Genomic DNA, 16,339 nt, shown 5'->3' with positions numbered 1-16,339 from the left:
TTGGGTTCTGGTTGCCAGTGGCAGCTGAAAAATCAGTCCGCGACCGTCACCGGCGAATCGCTCTCATCCGCAATCCGTTCTTCCCGTTTCAACGCAGCCCAGAGGAACACCACAACAAACGCAAACATCATTACCCCGATATTACGCTCGAGCATGCTCTGGGTCAGATTAACAACACCGTGGAGGCCCACAAAAAGCACACCCGCCAGACCAAGAGCTCTGACCGAGGGGAGACTGGAACGGGTCTTTGCCAGAAACAGGGTGAAGGGTATCAGCAGCAACACCAGGTATCCCACCAGGCCAAAGAGGCCATACCGGGCCATATTGTCAATATACTGGTTATGCAGATGCCTGAACCTGTCCACTCTGGGATGAATATCCCCGGCTTGCACAAGTCCGTCGATTGTAACTTCCGTGCCCGTCGGTCCGATACCGACCAGAGGATTCTCACTGAATGCCGTCAGGCCTGCCTTGTACATGTCCAGACGCAGTCCTACGGAGGTACCACTGACCCCGTCCTCAAAATAACGGGTGAACTGTTCGCCGGCGGTCACCATACGCATTTCAACGACATCCACCTGGGCAAAGCAGGCCGGCAATAACACCGTTACCAGGACACACCAGGGCAACCACCGCCACCTTGACGAGAACCGGTCCCGGTACACAATAAACAGCAACACCACCAGCACTGGGAACGCCACCCAGCCACTACGAGTACCCGAGAGCAACGAAGCCACGACTCCACCGGCGAGCCCCACGGCCATCAACGCTACCCACAATGCTCCCCGTCGCTCTCTCAGCCCCCAGATCAGACCCGCCAGACACAGACAGGACAACGCCAGCGCACCATTGCCAAAGTGGATGGGGTTATCAAACGTCTGCAGACGCAAAGTATCCTGGACGCTGGCCGAGTATAGGGCATATGCCCCCGTCACCAGCCCACCAATGCCGACGAACAGAAAGAGCTGGGCTGCACTGATGGGATTTACCAGGAGAAACAGCAGTACCAGACCAGCAGCCAGGTAACGGAAGGACAGATCAAACTCCGAGAGATCTTCTCCATGGAACAGAAGAATCAGCACCTGGGAAACGAAATAGAATCCCAGTGCTCCAAGGAACCTCAGGCTTTCACCATCAAGCCGATCCCTGACCTGCCCCCACTGAAACCCCAGGCTCAGAAACGTGAGAGCCAACAGAAACGCCGGACCAAAATCATAGGCCCACGGCGTTACCACATAGCCAATAAAGAACGAACCAATTGCAAAGACCGCCATCCATGACAGGAATCGGTTACTCCTGCTTTCAACCTCCGGTAGTGCCATGGATTCCGGGTACCTCATCATAGAACGGTGTTTCCTGACTCAGGGCCTGATAGCGGATGTTTATGATACCCCGCCATCAGGCATTCCCACAGGCTATCACGTTGTGTTTCTGTAAACTTCGACATCCGCTTGACGACGGAACGCCACAGCCTCCGAAGATTTGCCCGCTGCCATTGTCCGCCTGCTGTTCCGGGCCTCAATCGACACCGATCCAGATCAATGAGATACACGTCATCCCCCGCCACCAGGATGTTGTCGCAGTTCAGGTCAACATGGTCCAGGCCGGCATCGTGAAAGCGGCGGATCATTCCACCGATTCGATGCCAGAGGCCCTCGTCATCCAGACGGACCACCTCCGGCCAGGGCTCGGCGCCATCAATACGACGGATGATGATGGAGGCTCGATAACAGACCCCGTTATGGGTCTTCGACCATGCGGCCACCGGTTCCGGTACCGGCAGGCCACGGTCGTACAAAGCCTTCAGCAAATGGAATTCCCGAAAGGACCGGGTACGATCGTGCCCAAGGTAGATATAGCTCTTCTCGGACAGACGGGCCACAAGACCGCCTCGACGGTAGTGCCGCAGAACCATGCCACCCTGATCGGAATCCACAAACCAGGCACTGCCCCGGCCTCCGGTCGATACCGGACGGGCATTCCACCCCCAGTACTCCGGATCAAACCAGTCTTCTGTAATGGCCTTGTAGGCAGGGTTCACGACAAGCATCTATCAAACCTGTAAACGGCCCTATCCGACGACCCGGAAAGACGCCGGGCGGCGGAGTGGGCTAGAATGGGCGCAAGTTTAGCAAGACCCGCGCCAGGCGCTCCAGCAAACCGACTCAGAAACATGCTCAGGACCGGCATTGATCAACTCTATCTGTATACTCCGCCTTTCCGCCATCGGGGATGTCACCCACGTCGTACCGGTGGTTCTCAGCCTTCAGGAACAGGTACCCGGCGTGAAGATCACCTGGGTCATTGGCAAGATTGAGGCCAAACTGGTGGGCGACCTGCCCGGCGTCGAATTCATTATCTTTGACAAAAAAGCCGGCTGGAAAGGCTACCGTGACCTGCACCAGAAGCTGAAGGGACGTCGGTTCGATGCCCTGCTCCATATGCAGGTCGCCTTCCGGGCCAACCTGGCCGCTGCCGTGATACCGGCAAAGCTGAGAATCGGCTATGACAAGGCCCGCAGCAAGGACCTGCACAGCCTGTTCATCAACCGTCGCATTGCCCCGGCGCCACAACAGCACGTCCGCGACTGCCTGGCCAGCTACCTGGAGCCGCTGGGCCTGGCAGCGGCTCCACCCCGCTGGGAGATACCGCTGGACGAGGGGAACTACGACTTTGCCCGAAACCACCTGGCCAACGACCGCCGCAACCTGGTGATCAGCCCCTGTGCCAGCCATATCCTGCGCAACTGGCCCGCTGAGCGCTATGCGCAACTGGCTGACCACGCCATCCGGGAACACGGCATGAAGGTCATCCTGGTGGGCAGCCCTGCCCCCTTCGAAGCGGAATACTGCACCGCCATTGAGCAGGCCATGAAGGAAAGTGCCCTCAATATCTGTGGCAAGGATACCCTCAAGCAGCTCACTGCCCTGCTCGCCGGTGCCGACCTGGTGGTCGCCCCCGATACCGGCCCTGCCCACATTGCCAGCGCCATGGGCACGGATGTGCTGGGGCTCTTCGCCGCCAGCAATCCTGACCGTTCCGGTCCCTACAATTCCCTGCAGTGGTGCGTGAACCGCTACCCGGAAGCCCTCCGGAAATTCACCGGCAAGACCGTGGATGAGGCCCGCTGGGGCGCCAAGGCGGAGTTCGAGGGTGCCATGGAACTGATTACCGTGGACGACGCCACGACCATGCTGGACCGATGGATGGCCGCCCGGAACGAAAAAAGCCCCTCGCCACAAGAGTGACCAGGGGCTTTCGGTTGCCTGCCGGGTGGCTTACTTGACCTTCGGGTCCAGCTCGCCAGCCTCATAACGCTCGAACATCCGCTCCAGGTTGATCGGCTTGATCTTGCTGGCATTGCCGGCGGTACCGAAGGCCTCATAACGCGCCACGCAGACTTCAGTCATGGCCTTCATGGTTTCCTTCAGGAACTTCCGGGGATCGAACTCGGCCGGGTTCTGGGCCAGGAAGCGACGCACCGCGCCGGTGCTGGCCAGACGAAGGTCGGTATCGATATTGACCTTGCGTACACCGTGCTTGATGCCTTCCACGATTTCCTCAACCGGTACACCGTAGGTTTCCGGAATCTCGCCGCCATACTGGTTGATGATCTCCAGCCAGTCCTGGGGCACAGAGCTGGAACCGTGCATGACCAGGTGGGTATCCGGGATACGGGCGTGGATCGCCTTGATCTGCTCGATGGCGAGGATGTCACCGGTGGGCGGGCGGGTGAACTTGTAAGCCCCGTGGCTGGTACCGATGGCGATGGCCAGGGCGTCCACGTGGGTCTTCTTGACGAAATCCGCCGCTTCTTCCGGATCGGTCAGCATCTGACTGTGATCCAGCGTGCCTTCGGCACCGATGCCGTCCTCTTCACCGGCCTGACCGGTTTCCAGGGATCCCAGGCAACCCAGCTCGCCTTCCACGGACACGCCGCAGGCGTGGGCCATGTCGACGGTACGGCGGGTAACATCCACGTTGTAGTCGTACTCGGTGGGCGTCTTGCCATCTTCACCCAGGGAGCCATCCATCATCACGGAGCTGAAGCCCAGCTGGATGGAGCGCTGGCACACGGCCGGGCTGGTGCCATGGTCCTGGTGCATCACCACCGGGATATGGGGAAACTCCTCTACCGCCGCCAGGATCAGGTGGCGCAGGAAGGGGGCACCGGCGTACTTGCGGGCACCGGCGGAGGCCTGGACGATCACCGGGGAATCGGTTTTGTCCGCCGCTTCCATGATGGCGCGCATCTGTTCCAGGTTGTTCACGTTAAAGGCGGGTACACCGTAACCATGCTCGGCGGCATGATCCAGAAGTTGCCGCATCGAAATCAGGGCCATGGGTTTGTTCTCCTTGCTCGAAATTTGGGTGAGGCAGACTTGGGAGTCTGCTTCGGCAGGCGGGTAGTGCTTTCCGGGACACGCCGTAAATACGTCCCTGTAGGCTCTTCAAAAACGTCCCTGTTTTTGAAGGTCCCGGAAAGCACTACCCGCCCACCTCGCGATCTGGCGACGGAGTTATGCTCCCCGCTCTTCCAATACAGCTACTGCTGGCAGCGTCTTGCCTTCCACAAACTCCAGGAAAGCACCACCGCCGGTGGAAATATACGAGATCTTGTCAGCCACACCATACTTGTCAACTGCGGCGACAGTATCACCACCGCCCGCCAGCGAGAAGGCGTCACTCTCTGCGATGGCGCTGGCCAGGGCCTTGGTGCCGTTACCGAACTGATCAAACTCGAAAACACCGACCGGACCATTCCAGAGGATGGTTCTGGCATTCTTCAGAAGCTGTGCAAATTCTCCAGCAGTTTCCGGGCCAACATCCAGGATCATGTCGTCGCCGGTCACATCGGAAATATTCTTCACCGTAGCGGTGGCGTTCTCGGCGAACTCCGGAGCCACTACAACGTCCACCGGCAGCGGAATCTCCACGCGGGAGGCAATCTCTTTCGCGGTATCGATCAGGTCATGCTCACACAGGGACTTACCCACCGGGTGACCGGCCGCCGCCAGGAAGGTATTGGCAATGCCGCCACCCACGATGATCTGGTCACAGACCTTTTCCAGGGCATTCAGCACATCCAGCTTGGTGGATACCTTGGAGCCGCCAACGATGGCCACTACCGGCTTCGCCGGGTTACCCAGGGCCTTGCCCAGGGCTTCCAGTTCCGCCGCCAGCAGCGGGCCGGCGCAGGCCTCGGGGGCGAACTTCGCGACCCCGTGGGTGGATGCCTGGGCCCGGTGTGCGGTACCGAAAGCGTCCATCACGTAAACATCACAAAGAGCCGCGTACTGCTTCGACAGCGCTTCGTTGTCCTTTTTCTCGCCCTTGTTGAAACGGACGTTCTCGAACAGCACCACCTCGCCGGCGGCCACGTCGACACCGTCCAGGTAGTCCTTGATCAGGCGAACCTCCTGGCCCAGCAGGCCGGACAGGTGCTCCGCCACCGGCTTCATGGAAGAGGCCTCGTCATAGACACCTTCCTCCGGCCGGCCCAGGTGGGACATCAGCATGACTTTGGCGCCGGCATCCCGTGCCGCCTTGATGGTGGGCAGGGAAGCACGGATGCGTGCGTCGCTGCTCACCTTGCCGTCCCTGACAGGTACGTTCAGGTCTTCCCGGATCAGCACCCGCTTACCGGCAAGATCCAGATCGGTCATTTTCTTGATGGCCATAGTCTGTTTCCGTTGTTTCAGGTTATGTCGCTAATTACTTAAAGGCTCAGCCAGCGCCGGCTCACGTCCAGCATGCGGTTGGCAAAGCCCCACTCGTTGTCGAACCAGCACAGCACCTTCACCATTCGACCCCCGGTCACCCGGGTCTGGCCGCCATCCACAATGCCGGAATGGGCATCGTGATTGAAATCGGAACTGGCCAGCAGCTCGTCGGTGTAACCCAGGATGCCCTTAAGCGACCCACGGGCCGCCCTGGCCAGTACATCGTTGACAGCTTCCACCGAGGTGGTTTCACGCACGTTAAGCACCATATCGATGGCGGACACGTTCATGGTGGGCACCCGCATGGCTACGGAGTTGAAGCGCCCCTCCAGGTGCGGCAGCAGGCGCTCGATACCCCGGGCCAGGCCGGTATTCACGGGCACGATGTTGTGCAGGGCGCTACGAGTACGGCGCAGGTCCTGATGGTGATAGGCGTCGATTACCGGCTGGTCATTCATCGCCGCATGGATCGTGGTGGTACTGCCCTGCTCCACCCCGAGCGCATCGTCCAGCACCTTGATCACCGGCACCAGGCAGTTCGTGGTACAGGACGCAGCCGAAACGATGCGGTCCTCCCGGGTCAGGTCTCTGTCGTTGACCCCATAGACCACTGTTCGGTCCACATCGGGCTCCGCTGGCTGGGAGAAGAGCAACCGCCTCGCGCCGGACACCAGGTGCTGTTCCGCCTTCAGCCGGTCACTGAACGAGCCGGAGCACTCCAGCACCAGGTCCACCCCCAACCGGTCCCATGGCAGGTCGACCGGATCCGCACTGCGGAGAACCTCCACACGGTCGCCATTGACCACCAGCGCATCACCGTCGGTTCGAACATCCCCCTGGAAGCGGCCATGGGTCGAATCGTAGCGGGTCAGGTGGGCGATGGTCGCCAGGTCCGCCAGTTCGTTGATGGCCACCACCTGGAACTGCTGGCGGTAGCCATTCTCATACAGGGCGCGCAGCACACACTGGCCGATACGGCCATAGCCATTGATCGCAATACGTGCAGGGGCGCCTTTTGTCATCAGTTATCCAGCAGATCGACAGCGGTGTCCACGATATTGTCGACGGTAAAGCCGAACTCGCGGAACAGGTCGCCCGCCGGAGCCGACTCACCGAAGGTGCTCATACCAATCACCCGGCCATCCAGACCCACGTACTTGTACCAGTAGTCCTCAATGGCTGCCTCGATGGCGATGCGGTTGGTGACGTCCAGGGGCAGCACCTTCTGCTTGTACTGGGCGCTCTGGGCATCGAACACATCGGTGGAGGGCATGGAGACCACGCGGACCTTGTGGCCCTGCTCCCGGAGCTTGCCCGCCGCATCCTGGGCCAGGCCGACCTCGGAGCCGGTGGCGATCAGGATCAGGTCGGGGGTGCCCTTGTCGTCGGACAAGATGTACCCACCCTTCGCGACATTCGCCAGTTGCTTGTCGTCCCGGTCCTGATGGGGCAGGCCCTGACGGGAGAATACCAGCGCCGTGGGGCCGTCGGTCCGCTCCAGCGCGGCCTTCCAGGCCACCGCAGTCTCCACGGTATCCGCCGGGCGCCAGGTGCTCATATTCGGTGTGGTGCGCAGGCTGGCGAGCTGTTCAATGGGCTGGTGCGTGGGGCCGTCCTCGCCCAGGCCAATGGAGTCGTGGGTGAACACCAGAATGGAACGCTGCTTCATCAGCGCCGCCATGCGCACGGCGTTACGGCAGTATTCCATGAAGATCAGGAAGGTGGCGCCATAGGGCACGAAACCACCGTGCAGGGCGATGCCGTTCATGATGGCGGCCATGCCGAATTCACGGACACCGTAATAGATGTAGTTGCCGTTGGCGTCGTCTTTCGTCAGAGGCTTGCTATCGTTCCAGATGGTCAGGTTGGACCCGGCCAGGTCGGCAGAACCTCCCAGCAGCTCCGGCAGTGCCGGACCGAAGGCGTTCAGGGTGTTCTGGGAAGCCTTGCGTGAGGCGATGGTCTCGCCCTTCTCCTGGCACTCACGGATATAGGCATCGGCCTTGTCCGCGAAGTCCGCTGGCAGGTCGCCGTTCATGCGGCGTTTCAGCTCGGCCGCCAGCTCCGGCTCGGCCTTTTCATAGGCGGCGAAGGCATCGTCCCAAGCCTTCTGGGCGGCAGCGCCTTTCTCCTTGGCATTCCAGGCCTGATAGATGTCGTCGGGTACCTCGAAAGCGCCGTGGTTCCAGCCCAGCTTCTCACGGGTCAGCTGGATTTCGTCCTCACCCAGCGCCGCACCGTGGCAGCTCTCGGTGCCCTGCTTATTGGGCGAGCCATAACCGATGATGGTCTTGCAGCAGATCATGGTGGGCTGCTCGGTGTTGGCGCGGGCACTTTCAATGGCTGCACGGATGGCGTCGGCATCGTGGCCGTCCACCGCCGGGATCACCTGCCAGCCATAGGACTCGAAACGCTTGGGAGTATCGTCGGTGAACCAGCCGTCCACCTCACCGTCGATGGAAATGCCATTGTCGTCGTAGAAGAAGATCAGTTTACCCAGACCCAGGGTGCCAGCCAGGGATGCCACCTCGTGGGAAATGCCCTCCATCAGGCAGCCGTCACCCAGGAAGGCGTAAGTGTAGTGATCCACGACGTTATGACCGGGGCGGTTGAACTGAGCCGCCAGGGCCTTCTCGGCCACCGCGAAGCCAACGGCATTGGCAATGCCCTGACCCAGCGGTCCGGTGGTGGTTTCAACGCCCGGCGTGTAGCCATATTCCGGGTGGCCCGGAGTCCTGGAGTGCAACTGACGGAAGTTCTTGATGTCGTCAATGGAAACGTCATACCCGCTCAGGTGCAGTAGCGAGTACTGCAGCATGGAGCCATGGCCGTTGGACAACACAAAGCGGTCACGGTTGGCCCACTGCGGGTTGGCCGGGTTGTGGCTGAGGTAATCGTTCCACAGCACCTCGGCGATATCCGCCATTCCCATGGGCGCACCCGGGTGGCCGGACTTGGCTTTCTGAACCGCATCCATGCTCAGCGCGCGAATGGCGTTGGCGAGATCTTTACGGGACGGCATTGACGTTTCTCCAGTATTGGGTCAGGAAACATTGAGGAAAAAGAAAGGCGCGTATTTTCGCCGATTAGTGGCCATGGGAGCAAATCAGCTTCGCGCTTCCGCCGGTGTGGATATCCGAAGCACAAGAAGCCGTATATCAATTTTTTTTGATATAGATATTGATCAAACGCTAAACACCCCCTAGACTTGCCACCATGAACAGCCTCAACACCCCACAGCCACTCCAGGACCTGAACGCCCTCGCCCCGCTCTACAAGGCCTGCGGCGATCCGCTGCGCCTGGAGATATTGCGGGTGCTGCGCCGGGATACCTTCGGAGTCATGGAACTGAGCCAGCTGTTCGAGGTACGCCAGTCCGGAATGAGCCATCATCTCAAAGTGCTCAACAAGGCCGGTTTGCTGGAACCCCAGCGGGAGGGTAATGCGATTTTCTACCGTCGCCCCCTCCACCTGGATGCCGGCAACACCAACCTTATCGATGACACGGTACGCCAGATTTTCCGGACTATTGATCAGATGCCGATAACCGGCCACCTGCAGGAGAAGATCGAAGCCATACGCGACCAGCGGGCGGATCAGTCCCAGGCGTTCTTTGCCCGCCATGCCGAACAGTTCCGGGAGCAGCAGGAACTGATCGCCGCCTTCGACCTGTACGCCGAGCCCACCGCCGAACTGATTCGCGGACGGGCGGCACGGCATCAATGGCAGTCGGCACTGGAAATCGGCCCCGGCGAAGGCGCCTTCCTGCCGGTCATTGCCGGTATATGCCCCCGCGTTGTGGCGGTGGACAATTCTGCGGACATGCTACGCAAGGCCAGGCAGACCTGTACCGACGAGAAGCTGGGGAACGTCGAGCTTGTCGAGGGCACCACCGCCACCCTGCTGCCCCGGGATGAGCGATTTGACCTGGTGGTCGCCAACATGGTGCTCCACCACGTCCCCAGCCCGGCGGATATTTTCCTTGAGGCCAGTGACCTGATGGCGGACGGCGGCTACCTGGTCATCAGCGACCTGCGCAGCCACGACCAGGACTGGGCCCGGGAGAACTGCGGTGACCTGTGGCTGGGCTTCGAACCCGAGGAACTGAACGCTTGGGCCAACGATGCCGGCCTTGAGACGGGTGAAGCCATGTTTATCGGCCTGCGCAACGGCTTCCAGGTGCAGGTGCGGGAGTACCGGAAACCCGGGCATGACGACCTGGCCCAATGAGACAATGAATATCAAAAAATTTTGATATAAAATCCGTTACCATTGCAGAACGTATCGGTTAACAACCGGAACCCAACATCGTCATTTGTGATAAAGGGCAGAACCTGCCCACCCAGCTCAAGAGGAGCCTGTGCTATGTCTGACTACAGCATCTTCACATCCGAGTCGGTCTCCGAGGGCCATCCGGACAAACTGGCCGACCAGATCTCCGATGCGGTACTGGACGCCATCCTGACCGACGACCCCCACGCCCGCGTCGCCTGCGAAACCATGGTGAAAACCGGCGTGGCCATCGTTGGCGGTGAGATCACCACCAGCGCCTGGGTGGACCTGGAAGACCTGGTCCGCGGCGTGATCAAGGACATCGGCTACACCTCCTCCGATGTGGGCTATGACGGCGATACCTGCGGCATTATCAACATCATCGGCAAACAGTCCGTGGACATTGCCCAGGGTGTGGACCGCCAGAAACCGGAAGACCAGGGCGCCGGCGACCAGGGCCTGATGTTCGGCTACGCCAGCAACGAAACCGAGGTACTGATGCCGGCCCCCATCACCTACGCCCATCGACTGGTGGAGCGCCAGGCGGAAGCCCGCAGGAGCGGTCTGCTGCCCTGGCTGCGCCCGGACGCCAAGAGCCAGGTCACCTGCCGCTACGAGAACGGCAAGGTCACCGGTATCGACGCTGTGGTGCTGTCCACCCAGCACGACGAGGATGTCACCCAGGCCGACCTCAGGGACGCCGTGATGGAACTGATCGTCAAGAACGTGCTGCCGGCGGAACTGCTGCACAGCGACACCCAGTTCCACATCAACCCCACCGGCAAGTTCGTGATCGGCGGCCCCGTGGGCGACTGTGGCCTGACCGGTCGCAAGATCATCGTCGACACCTACGGCGGCATGGCCCGCCACGGCGGCGGCGCCTTCTCCGGCAAGGACCCGTCCAAGGTGGACCGTTCCGCCGCCTACGCCGGCCGCTACGTGGCCAAAAACATCGTCGCCGCCGGCCTGGCCGACAAGTGCGAGATTCAGGTGTCCTACGCCATCGGCGTGGCGCAGCCCACCTCCATCTCCCTGAACACCTTCGGCACGGGCAAAATCAGCGACGACAAGATTGTCCAGCTGGTTCGGGAGCACTTCGACCTGCGCCCCTACGCCATCACCAACATGCTGGACCTGCTGCACCCGATGTATCAGCAGACCGCGGCCTACGGCCACTTCGGCCGCGAGCCGTTCGAGATGACCGTGGGTGGCAAGACCTTTACAGCATTTCCCTGGGAGAAGACAGACCGGGCGGCTGCACTGAAAGACGCAGCCGGAATCTGACGCCAAGCGTCTTTTACCCCCCCTCTCCCTTCAGGGGAGAGGGGGGCAGCCAGGAAAGCGGATGCGGGCCCGCTGACACACCCACAATCCGGAGGTGGCTCGGGGAGTCTTTTTTCAAGAGCATCGTCTGTCTGAGCGAAGCGAGTTTAAACGATGTTCTTGAAAAAAGGCTCCCCGGGCCGCCACCCCCAAATTCGAAAGGCAACGGCACTAAATCACGAAGTCGTAGCCAGACAGAACATTGAACAGGAGAACACCATGAGCACTCCGGCAGAAAAACTGAACACCACCAGCGACTACAAAGTCCGCGATATCTCCCTGGCCGGATGGGGCCGCAAGGAAATCAACATCGCCGAAGGCGAAATGCCGGCTCTGATGGCCCTGCGCCACAAGTACAAGGCCGAGCAGCCCCTCAAGGGCGCCAACATCATGGGCTGTATCCACATGACCATCCAGACGGCGGTGCTCATCGAAACCCTGGTGGAACTGGGCGCCAACGTGCGCTGGTCCTCCTGCAACATCTTCTCCACCCAGGACCAGGCCGCCGCAGCCATCGCCGAAAGCGGCGTGCCGGTCTTCGCCTGGAAGGGTGAAACCGAGGAAGAATACGAGTGGTGCCTGGAACGCACCGTCGGCGCCGATGTGGAAGGCTGGGAACCCAACCTGATCCTGGACGACGGCGGCGACCTCACCGCCCTGCTCCACGACAAGTACCCGGACATCCTGGCCAAGTGCCACGGCGTCACCGAGGAAACCACCACCGGCGTGCACCGCCTGCAGGAAATGCTGCGGGAGAAAACCCTGAAGGTGCCGGCCATCAACGTCAACGACGCCGTCACCAAGTCCAAGAACGACAACAAGTATGGTTGCCGCCACAGCCTGAACGACGCCATCAAGCGCGCCACCGACCACCTGATGGCTGGCAAGAAAGCCCTGGTGATCGGTTACGGCGACGTGGGCAAGGGCTCCGCCGCCTCCCTGCGCCAGGAAGGCATGATCGTCAAGGTGACCGAGGCCGACCCCATCTGCGCCATGCAGGCCTGCATGGATGGCTTCGAAGTCGTATCCCCGTACCTCAACGGCAAGAATACTGGCAGCGAAGACAGCATCGACAAGGCCCTGCTGGGCAACACCGACCTTCTGGTCACCACCACCGGTAACATGAACGTGTGTGATGCCAACATGCTTAAGGCCCTCAAGAGCGGCGCCGTGGTCTGCAACATCGGCCACTTCGACAACGAAATCGATACCGCCTACATGCGCAAGCACTGGGAGTGGGACGAGGTCAAACCCCAGGTCCACGTGGTCTACCGCGACAAGGCGGCCAACGACCACCTGATCCTGCTGTCGGAAGGCCGCCTGGTGAACCTGGGCAACGCCACCGGCCACCCGTCACGGATCATGGACGGCTCCTTCGCCAACCAGGTGCTGGCCCAGATGTATCTCTACGAGCGTCGCTTTGCCGAGCTGCCCACGGCAGAGAAGGCCAACGGCGTCTACGTCAAGGTGCTGCCCAAGAAGCTCGACGAGGAAGTGGCCCGGGCCATGGTGGAAGGCTTTGGTGGCGTGATCACCAGAATGACCCCGGAGCAGGCCAAATACATCGGTGTACCGGTCGAAGGCCCGTACAAGCCGGAAAGCTACAAATACTGATCGGACAGCAAGATGGAATCACAACAACAGTTCAAGCGCCGCTTCAGCTTTGAATTTTTCCCGCCCAAGACCGACCAGGGCAAGGAAAAGCTGCAGACGGTACGCAACCGGCTCGCCGAGGTGGACCCGGATTTCTTCTCGGTCACCTTCGGTGCCGGTGGCTCAACCCGGGACCGCACCATTGAAACCGTGCTGAACCTGCACAACCAGGGTATTTCCACGGCCCCCCACCTGTCCTGCGTGGGCGGTACCCGTGAAAAAATTGCCGAGCTGCTGGATATCTACAAGGAAAGCGGCGTCAACCGCATCGTCGCCCTGCGGGGCGATATGCCCTCGGGCATGGGTGCGGCGGGCGAACTACGCTACGCCAACGAGCTGGTGGAGTTCATCCGGGAGTACAGCGGCGACACCTTCAACCTGGAAGTGGCCGCCTACCCGGAATTCCACCCCCAGGCCCGCAATGCCGAGGAAGACCTGCAGAACTTCGCCCGCAAAGTGAAGGCCGGTGCCAACAGTGCCATCACGCAGTACTTCTTCAATGCGGACAGCTACTTCTACTTCATCGACCGGCTGGAAAAGATGGGCGTCACCATTCCGGTGGTGCCGGGCATCATGCCCATCGTCAACTTCTCCAGTCTGGTGCGCTTCTCGGATATGTGCGGCGCGGAGATCCCCCGCTGGATCCGCAAACAGCTGGAAGCCTACGGCGATGATTCGGAGAGCATCAAGCGGTTCGGCGAGGATGTGGTCACCGATATGTGCGAACAACTGCTGGCCGCCGGCGCCCCGGGACTGCACTTCTACACCCTGAACCAGGCGGACGCCAGCCTGAAGATCTGGAACAACCTTGGCCTGGCCAACCGGGACAAGATTTCGTTCTGATCACCTCTCTGCCCCCGGTCCGGTTAAACCGCCGGGGGCAATAGCACCTACCTGCCCCCCCCCTGTCACCAAAGCGCACAACGACCTGTTTCTCCTTCGACCAACCGCCACCTGCAAAACATCTGTAACTGGTCTATGCTCGTAGGCGTATGTTCCTAATCTGAAAGGAGATCCCATGAACACCAAATGGCTGAAACCCCTTGGCGTGGCTGCTGCGCTGTCCTTCACTGCCAATGTGGCCTCTGCGGAGACCCTGAAGGTGGTAACAGATCCGAGCTTCGTGCCCTTCGAAATGATGGATCAGGAAACCGGTGAGATGATCGGTTTCGACATGGAAATCATCGCGGAAGTGGCCAAACGTGCCGGGTTTGAGTATGACCTGCAGACCATGGACTTCAACGGCATTATTCCGGCACTGCAGACCGGCAATGTGGATATCGCTATTGCGGGCATCACGATCACTGAAGAGCGCGAAGAGATCGTCGACTTCTCCGATCCCTATTACGACTCCGGTCTTCGTATTCTGGTCCGTGAAGGGAATGACGACGTCGAGACGCTCGACGGCCTCGAAGGCAAGAAGGTCGGCACCAAGATCGGCAGCACCAGCTACGACTACCTGGTGCAGGAGCTTGAGGATGACGACGGTGTCACTCCGTACCCGGGCAGTTCCGATATGTACATGGCCCTGATGTCCCGCTCTGTTGATGCCGTCTTCTACGACGCGCCCAACGTTGGCTATTTCGCGAAGACCAAGGGCAAGGGTGAAGTCAAAACCGTTGGTCCGCTGTACGAAGGCCAGCAATACGGCATTGCGCTGGTCGATGGCAGTGAATGGGTTGATGAAGTCAATGAAGCCCTCGCCAGCATGAAAGAAGATGGTACCTACAAAGAGATCTACGAGAAGTGGTTCGGCCCCATGCCGGACGATATGTAACCTGTCCTGCCAGTAGCGACTGTCAAGCCGGGCCTTACGGGGCCCGGCTACTTCCATTGAACTGAACGGAGAACAACCACGTGGCGTTCGAGTTTGACTGGCAGGCAGCCATCGATTCGATCCCCTATCTCGTTGAGGGGATTCCCTACACCCTGTTGATTTCGTTCGGCGGCCTGCTCATCGGCTTTGTCCTGGGCATCATTTTCGGGCTGCTGAGCATCAACAAACACCTGGTGTTCCGATGGCCAGCCACAGCCTATATAGAAGTCTTCCGGGGCACTCCCATCCTGGTCCAGGTGCTATTCATCTTCTACGGTCTGCCTGATCTTGTCGGCTCCCCCATCAACCCGTTGGTGGCAGGCATCGCGGCTATCGCACTGAATTCCGGGGCCTATATTTCGGAAGTGGTCCGCGGGGGTGTGCAGTCCATCGACAAGGGGCAGACCGAAGCCGGGCTTTCACTGGGCCTGTCCCGCACCCAGACCTTCTGGTCCATCGTCTGGCCGCAGGCTTTCCGCCGCATGATTCCGCCCCTTGGTAACCAGGCCATCGTTTCCATCAAGGACACGTCGCTGTTCTCGGTCATCGGTGTCGGTGAACTGGTCCGTCAGGGTCAGATCTACATTGCCAATACGTTTACAGCCTTCGAGGTGTACTTCGTGGTCGCCATTCTCTACCTGATGATCACCCTGTCTCTCTCAATGATCCTGCGCTTTGTTGAGCGGCGCGGTCTGACGTCGGTTTAAGGAGCGGATGCAATGACCGAGATCGTAAAAATCCAGGACATGAACAAGTACTTCGGCAAGCTCCATGTCCTGAAAGATATCAACCTGACCGTCAGGACCGGCGAAGTGGTGGTGATTATTGGCGCCAGTGGTTCCGGCAAATCCACGCTGATTCGCTGTGTGAACGGACTGGAGGAGTATGAGTCCGGCAAGCTGGAAGTGGACGGACACCCTCTGGAGCCCAAGGGTGGCAACCAGAAATCCCTCCATGAGATCCGCAAGGAAGTGGGCATGGTGTTCCAGCAGTTCAACCTGTTCCCTCACCTGACGGTGAAGAAGAACATCATGCTGGCGCCGATGAAGGTGAAGAACGAGGCCCAGGTGGTGGCTAACGGCACCGCCGAGCGTCTGCTCCAGCGAGTGGGTATTGCCGACCAGGCCAACAAGTACCCCAGTCACCTGTCCGGTGGCCAGCAACAACGGGTAGCCATTGCCCGGGCCCTGGCCATGGAACCGCGGCTGATGCTGTTCGACGAGCCCACGTCGGCCCTGGACCCGGAGATGATCGGCGAGGTGCTGGATGTGATGCGGGAACTGGCGAAGGAAGGTATGACCATGATGGTGGTTACCCACGAGATGGGCTTCGCCCGCGAAGTGGCCGACCGGGTGATCTACATCCACCAGGGCCAGATTGTGGAGGAAGGCAAACCCCAGGATGTGTTTGATAATCCTCAGAATGCGAGGACTCAGTCTTTCCTTTCCAGGGTGCTCAAACACTGACCTTTTTGGCGGCTTGCCCTCAAGGTTTGGGGGCTGGACCGGGGGTGGATGGGGTGCTTTCTCCGCCGCAATTCAGGGGCCGTCCC

General features: G+C 60.2%; 14 protein-coding genes. 8 read left to right on the top strand and 6 right to left on the bottom strand.

All coding sequences use genetic code 11. The annotated features are described in order from the left end of the window. Nucleotides 1–32 precede the first annotated feature (32 nt). Nucleotides 33–1,322, bottom strand: a complete 1,290-nt coding sequence (locus tag ACJO3T_RS02085; RefSeq protein ID WP_406977657.1) for an O-antigen ligase family protein — start codon at nt 1,320–1,322, stop codon at nt 33–35. A gap of 17 nt (nt 1,323–1,339) precedes the next feature. After that, nucleotides 1,340–2,050 (bottom strand): 3-deoxy-D-manno-octulosonic acid kinase, encoded by a 711-nt coding sequence (locus ACJO3T_RS02080; RefSeq protein WP_406961029.1) that lies wholly within the window; start codon nt 2,048–2,050, stop codon nt 1,340–1,342. 142 nt (nt 2,051–2,192) lie between these two features. Here ACJO3T_RS02080 and ACJO3T_RS02075 point away from each other — a divergent pair, with 142 nt between their 5' ends. After that, nucleotides 2,193–3,248 carry a glycosyltransferase family 9 protein gene (locus tag ACJO3T_RS02075; protein ID WP_406977694.1) on the top strand — a complete coding sequence of 352 codons (1,056 nt, stop codon included), beginning with the start codon at nt 2,193–2,195 and terminating at the stop codon, nt 3,246–3,248. A 30-nt stretch (nt 3,249–3,278) separates the two neighbouring features. On the opposite strand, the gene fba is transcribed toward ACJO3T_RS02075, so the two are convergent. The 4 genes from fba to tkt all read right to left on the bottom strand — a co-directional run bounded on the left by fba (nt 3,279) and on the right by tkt (nt 8,745). Then, entirely contained in the window at nt 3,279–4,343 is a 1,065-nt protein-coding gene (gene fba, locus ACJO3T_RS02070; protein ID WP_406961027.1) for a class II fructose-bisphosphate aldolase, read from the bottom strand. A 177-nt stretch (nt 4,344–4,520) separates the two neighbouring features. Continuing rightward, complete coding sequence (locus tag ACJO3T_RS02065; RefSeq protein WP_406961025.1) at nt 4,521–5,681, bottom strand: phosphoglycerate kinase; 1,161 nt, start codon at nt 5,679–5,681, stop codon at nt 4,521–4,523. A 38-nt stretch (nt 5,682–5,719) separates the two neighbouring features. Next, nucleotides 5,720–6,745, bottom strand: a complete 1,026-nt coding sequence (gene gap, locus ACJO3T_RS02060; protein WP_406977656.1) for a type I glyceraldehyde-3-phosphate dehydrogenase — start codon at nt 6,743–6,745, stop codon at nt 5,720–5,722. After that, nucleotides 6,745–8,745: a transketolase gene (gene tkt, locus ACJO3T_RS02055; protein WP_406961021.1), complete on the bottom strand. Its 2,001-nt coding sequence runs from the start codon at nt 8,743–8,745 to the stop codon at nt 6,745–6,747. Before tkt ends, gap begins: the two co-directional genes overlap by 1 nt. A gap of 194 nt (nt 8,746–8,939) precedes the next feature. Between tkt and ACJO3T_RS02050 the strand changes: the two genes are divergently transcribed. The 7 genes from ACJO3T_RS02050 (at nt 8,940) to ACJO3T_RS02020 (ending at nt 16,253) form a co-directional block, all read left to right on the top strand. Then, nucleotides 8,940–9,953, top strand: coding sequence for an ArsR/SmtB family transcription factor (locus ACJO3T_RS02050; RefSeq protein WP_406961019.1), 1,014 nt, complete (start codon nt 8,940–8,942; stop codon nt 9,951–9,953). 135 nt (nt 9,954–10,088) lie between these two features. Then, the gene (gene metK / locus ACJO3T_RS02045; protein WP_406961017.1) at nt 10,089–11,279 is read left to right on the top strand and encodes a methionine adenosyltransferase; all 1,191 of its coding nucleotides are present in this window, start codon (nt 10,089–10,091) and stop codon (nt 11,277–11,279) included. Nucleotides 11,280–11,537: 258 nt separating this feature from the next. Beyond that, nucleotides 11,538–12,932 (top strand): adenosylhomocysteinase, encoded by a 1,395-nt coding sequence (gene ahcY, locus ACJO3T_RS02040; protein WP_406977655.1) that lies wholly within the window; start codon nt 11,538–11,540, stop codon nt 12,930–12,932. A 12-nt stretch (nt 12,933–12,944) separates the two neighbouring features. Next, on the top strand, nt 12,945–13,814 hold the full coding sequence (gene metF / locus ACJO3T_RS02035) for a methylenetetrahydrofolate reductase [NAD(P)H] (RefSeq protein WP_406961013.1): 870 nt from the start codon (nt 12,945–12,947) through the stop codon (nt 13,812–13,814). A 175-nt stretch (nt 13,815–13,989) separates the two neighbouring features. After that, nucleotides 13,990–14,748 (top strand): transporter substrate-binding domain-containing protein, encoded by a 759-nt coding sequence (locus ACJO3T_RS02030; protein ID WP_406961011.1) that lies wholly within the window; start codon nt 13,990–13,992, stop codon nt 14,746–14,748. A gap of 80 nt (nt 14,749–14,828) precedes the next feature. Further along, on the top strand, nt 14,829–15,494 hold the full coding sequence (locus tag ACJO3T_RS02025) for an amino acid ABC transporter permease (RefSeq protein ID WP_406977654.1): 666 nt from the start codon (nt 14,829–14,831) through the stop codon (nt 15,492–15,494). Between the two features lie 12 nt (nt 15,495–15,506). Next, on the top strand, nt 15,507–16,253 hold the full coding sequence (locus ACJO3T_RS02020) for an amino acid ABC transporter ATP-binding protein (protein WP_406977653.1): 747 nt from the start codon (nt 15,507–15,509) through the stop codon (nt 16,251–16,253). Nucleotides 16,254–16,339: the final 86 nt, after the last annotated feature.

It is taken from the genome of Marinobacter shunpengi (genome assembly GCF_045449715.1).
GTDB lineage: Bacteria > Pseudomonadota > Gammaproteobacteria > Pseudomonadales > Oleiphilaceae > Marinobacter.
The sequence above is the reverse complement of the archived record's forward strand: the minus strand, read 5'-3'. Positions and strand labels throughout refer to the sequence as shown.

Coding starts and splice junctions, on each gene's coding strand:
- ACJO3T_RS02065 (WP_406961025.1), bottom strand. CDS start 5,681: ATGGCCATCAAGAAAATGACCGATCTGGATCTTGCCGGTAAGCGGGTG.
- ahcY (WP_406977655.1), top strand. CDS start 11,538: ATGAGCACTCCGGCAGAAAAACTGAACACCACCAGCGACTACAAAGTC.
- ACJO3T_RS02080 (WP_406961029.1), bottom strand. CDS start 2,050: ATGCTTGTCGTGAACCCTGCCTACAAGGCCATTACAGAAGACTGGTTT.
- metK (WP_406961017.1), top strand. CDS start 10,089: ATGTCTGACTACAGCATCTTCACATCCGAGTCGGTCTCCGAGGGCCAT.
- fba (WP_406961027.1), bottom strand. CDS start 4,343: ATGGCCCTGATTTCGATGCGGCAACTTCTGGATCATGCCGCCGAGCAT.
- gap (WP_406977656.1), bottom strand. CDS start 6,745: ATGACAAAAGGCGCCCCTGCACGTATTGCGATCAATGGCTATGGCCGT.
- ACJO3T_RS02030 (WP_406961011.1), top strand. CDS start 13,990: ATGAACACCAAATGGCTGAAACCCCTTGGCGTGGCTGCTGCGCTGTCC.
- metF (WP_406961013.1), top strand. CDS start 12,945: ATGGAATCACAACAACAGTTCAAGCGCCGCTTCAGCTTTGAATTTTTC.
- tkt (WP_406961021.1), bottom strand. CDS start 8,745: ATGCCGTCCCGTAAAGATCTCGCCAACGCCATTCGCGCGCTGAGCATG.
- ACJO3T_RS02020 (WP_406977653.1), top strand. CDS start 15,507: ATGACCGAGATCGTAAAAATCCAGGACATGAACAAGTACTTCGGCAAG.
- ACJO3T_RS02050 (WP_406961019.1), top strand. CDS start 8,940: ATGAACAGCCTCAACACCCCACAGCCACTCCAGGACCTGAACGCCCTC.
- ACJO3T_RS02085 (WP_406977657.1), bottom strand. CDS start 1,322: ATGGCACTACCGGAGGTTGAAAGCAGGAGTAACCGATTCCTGTCATGG.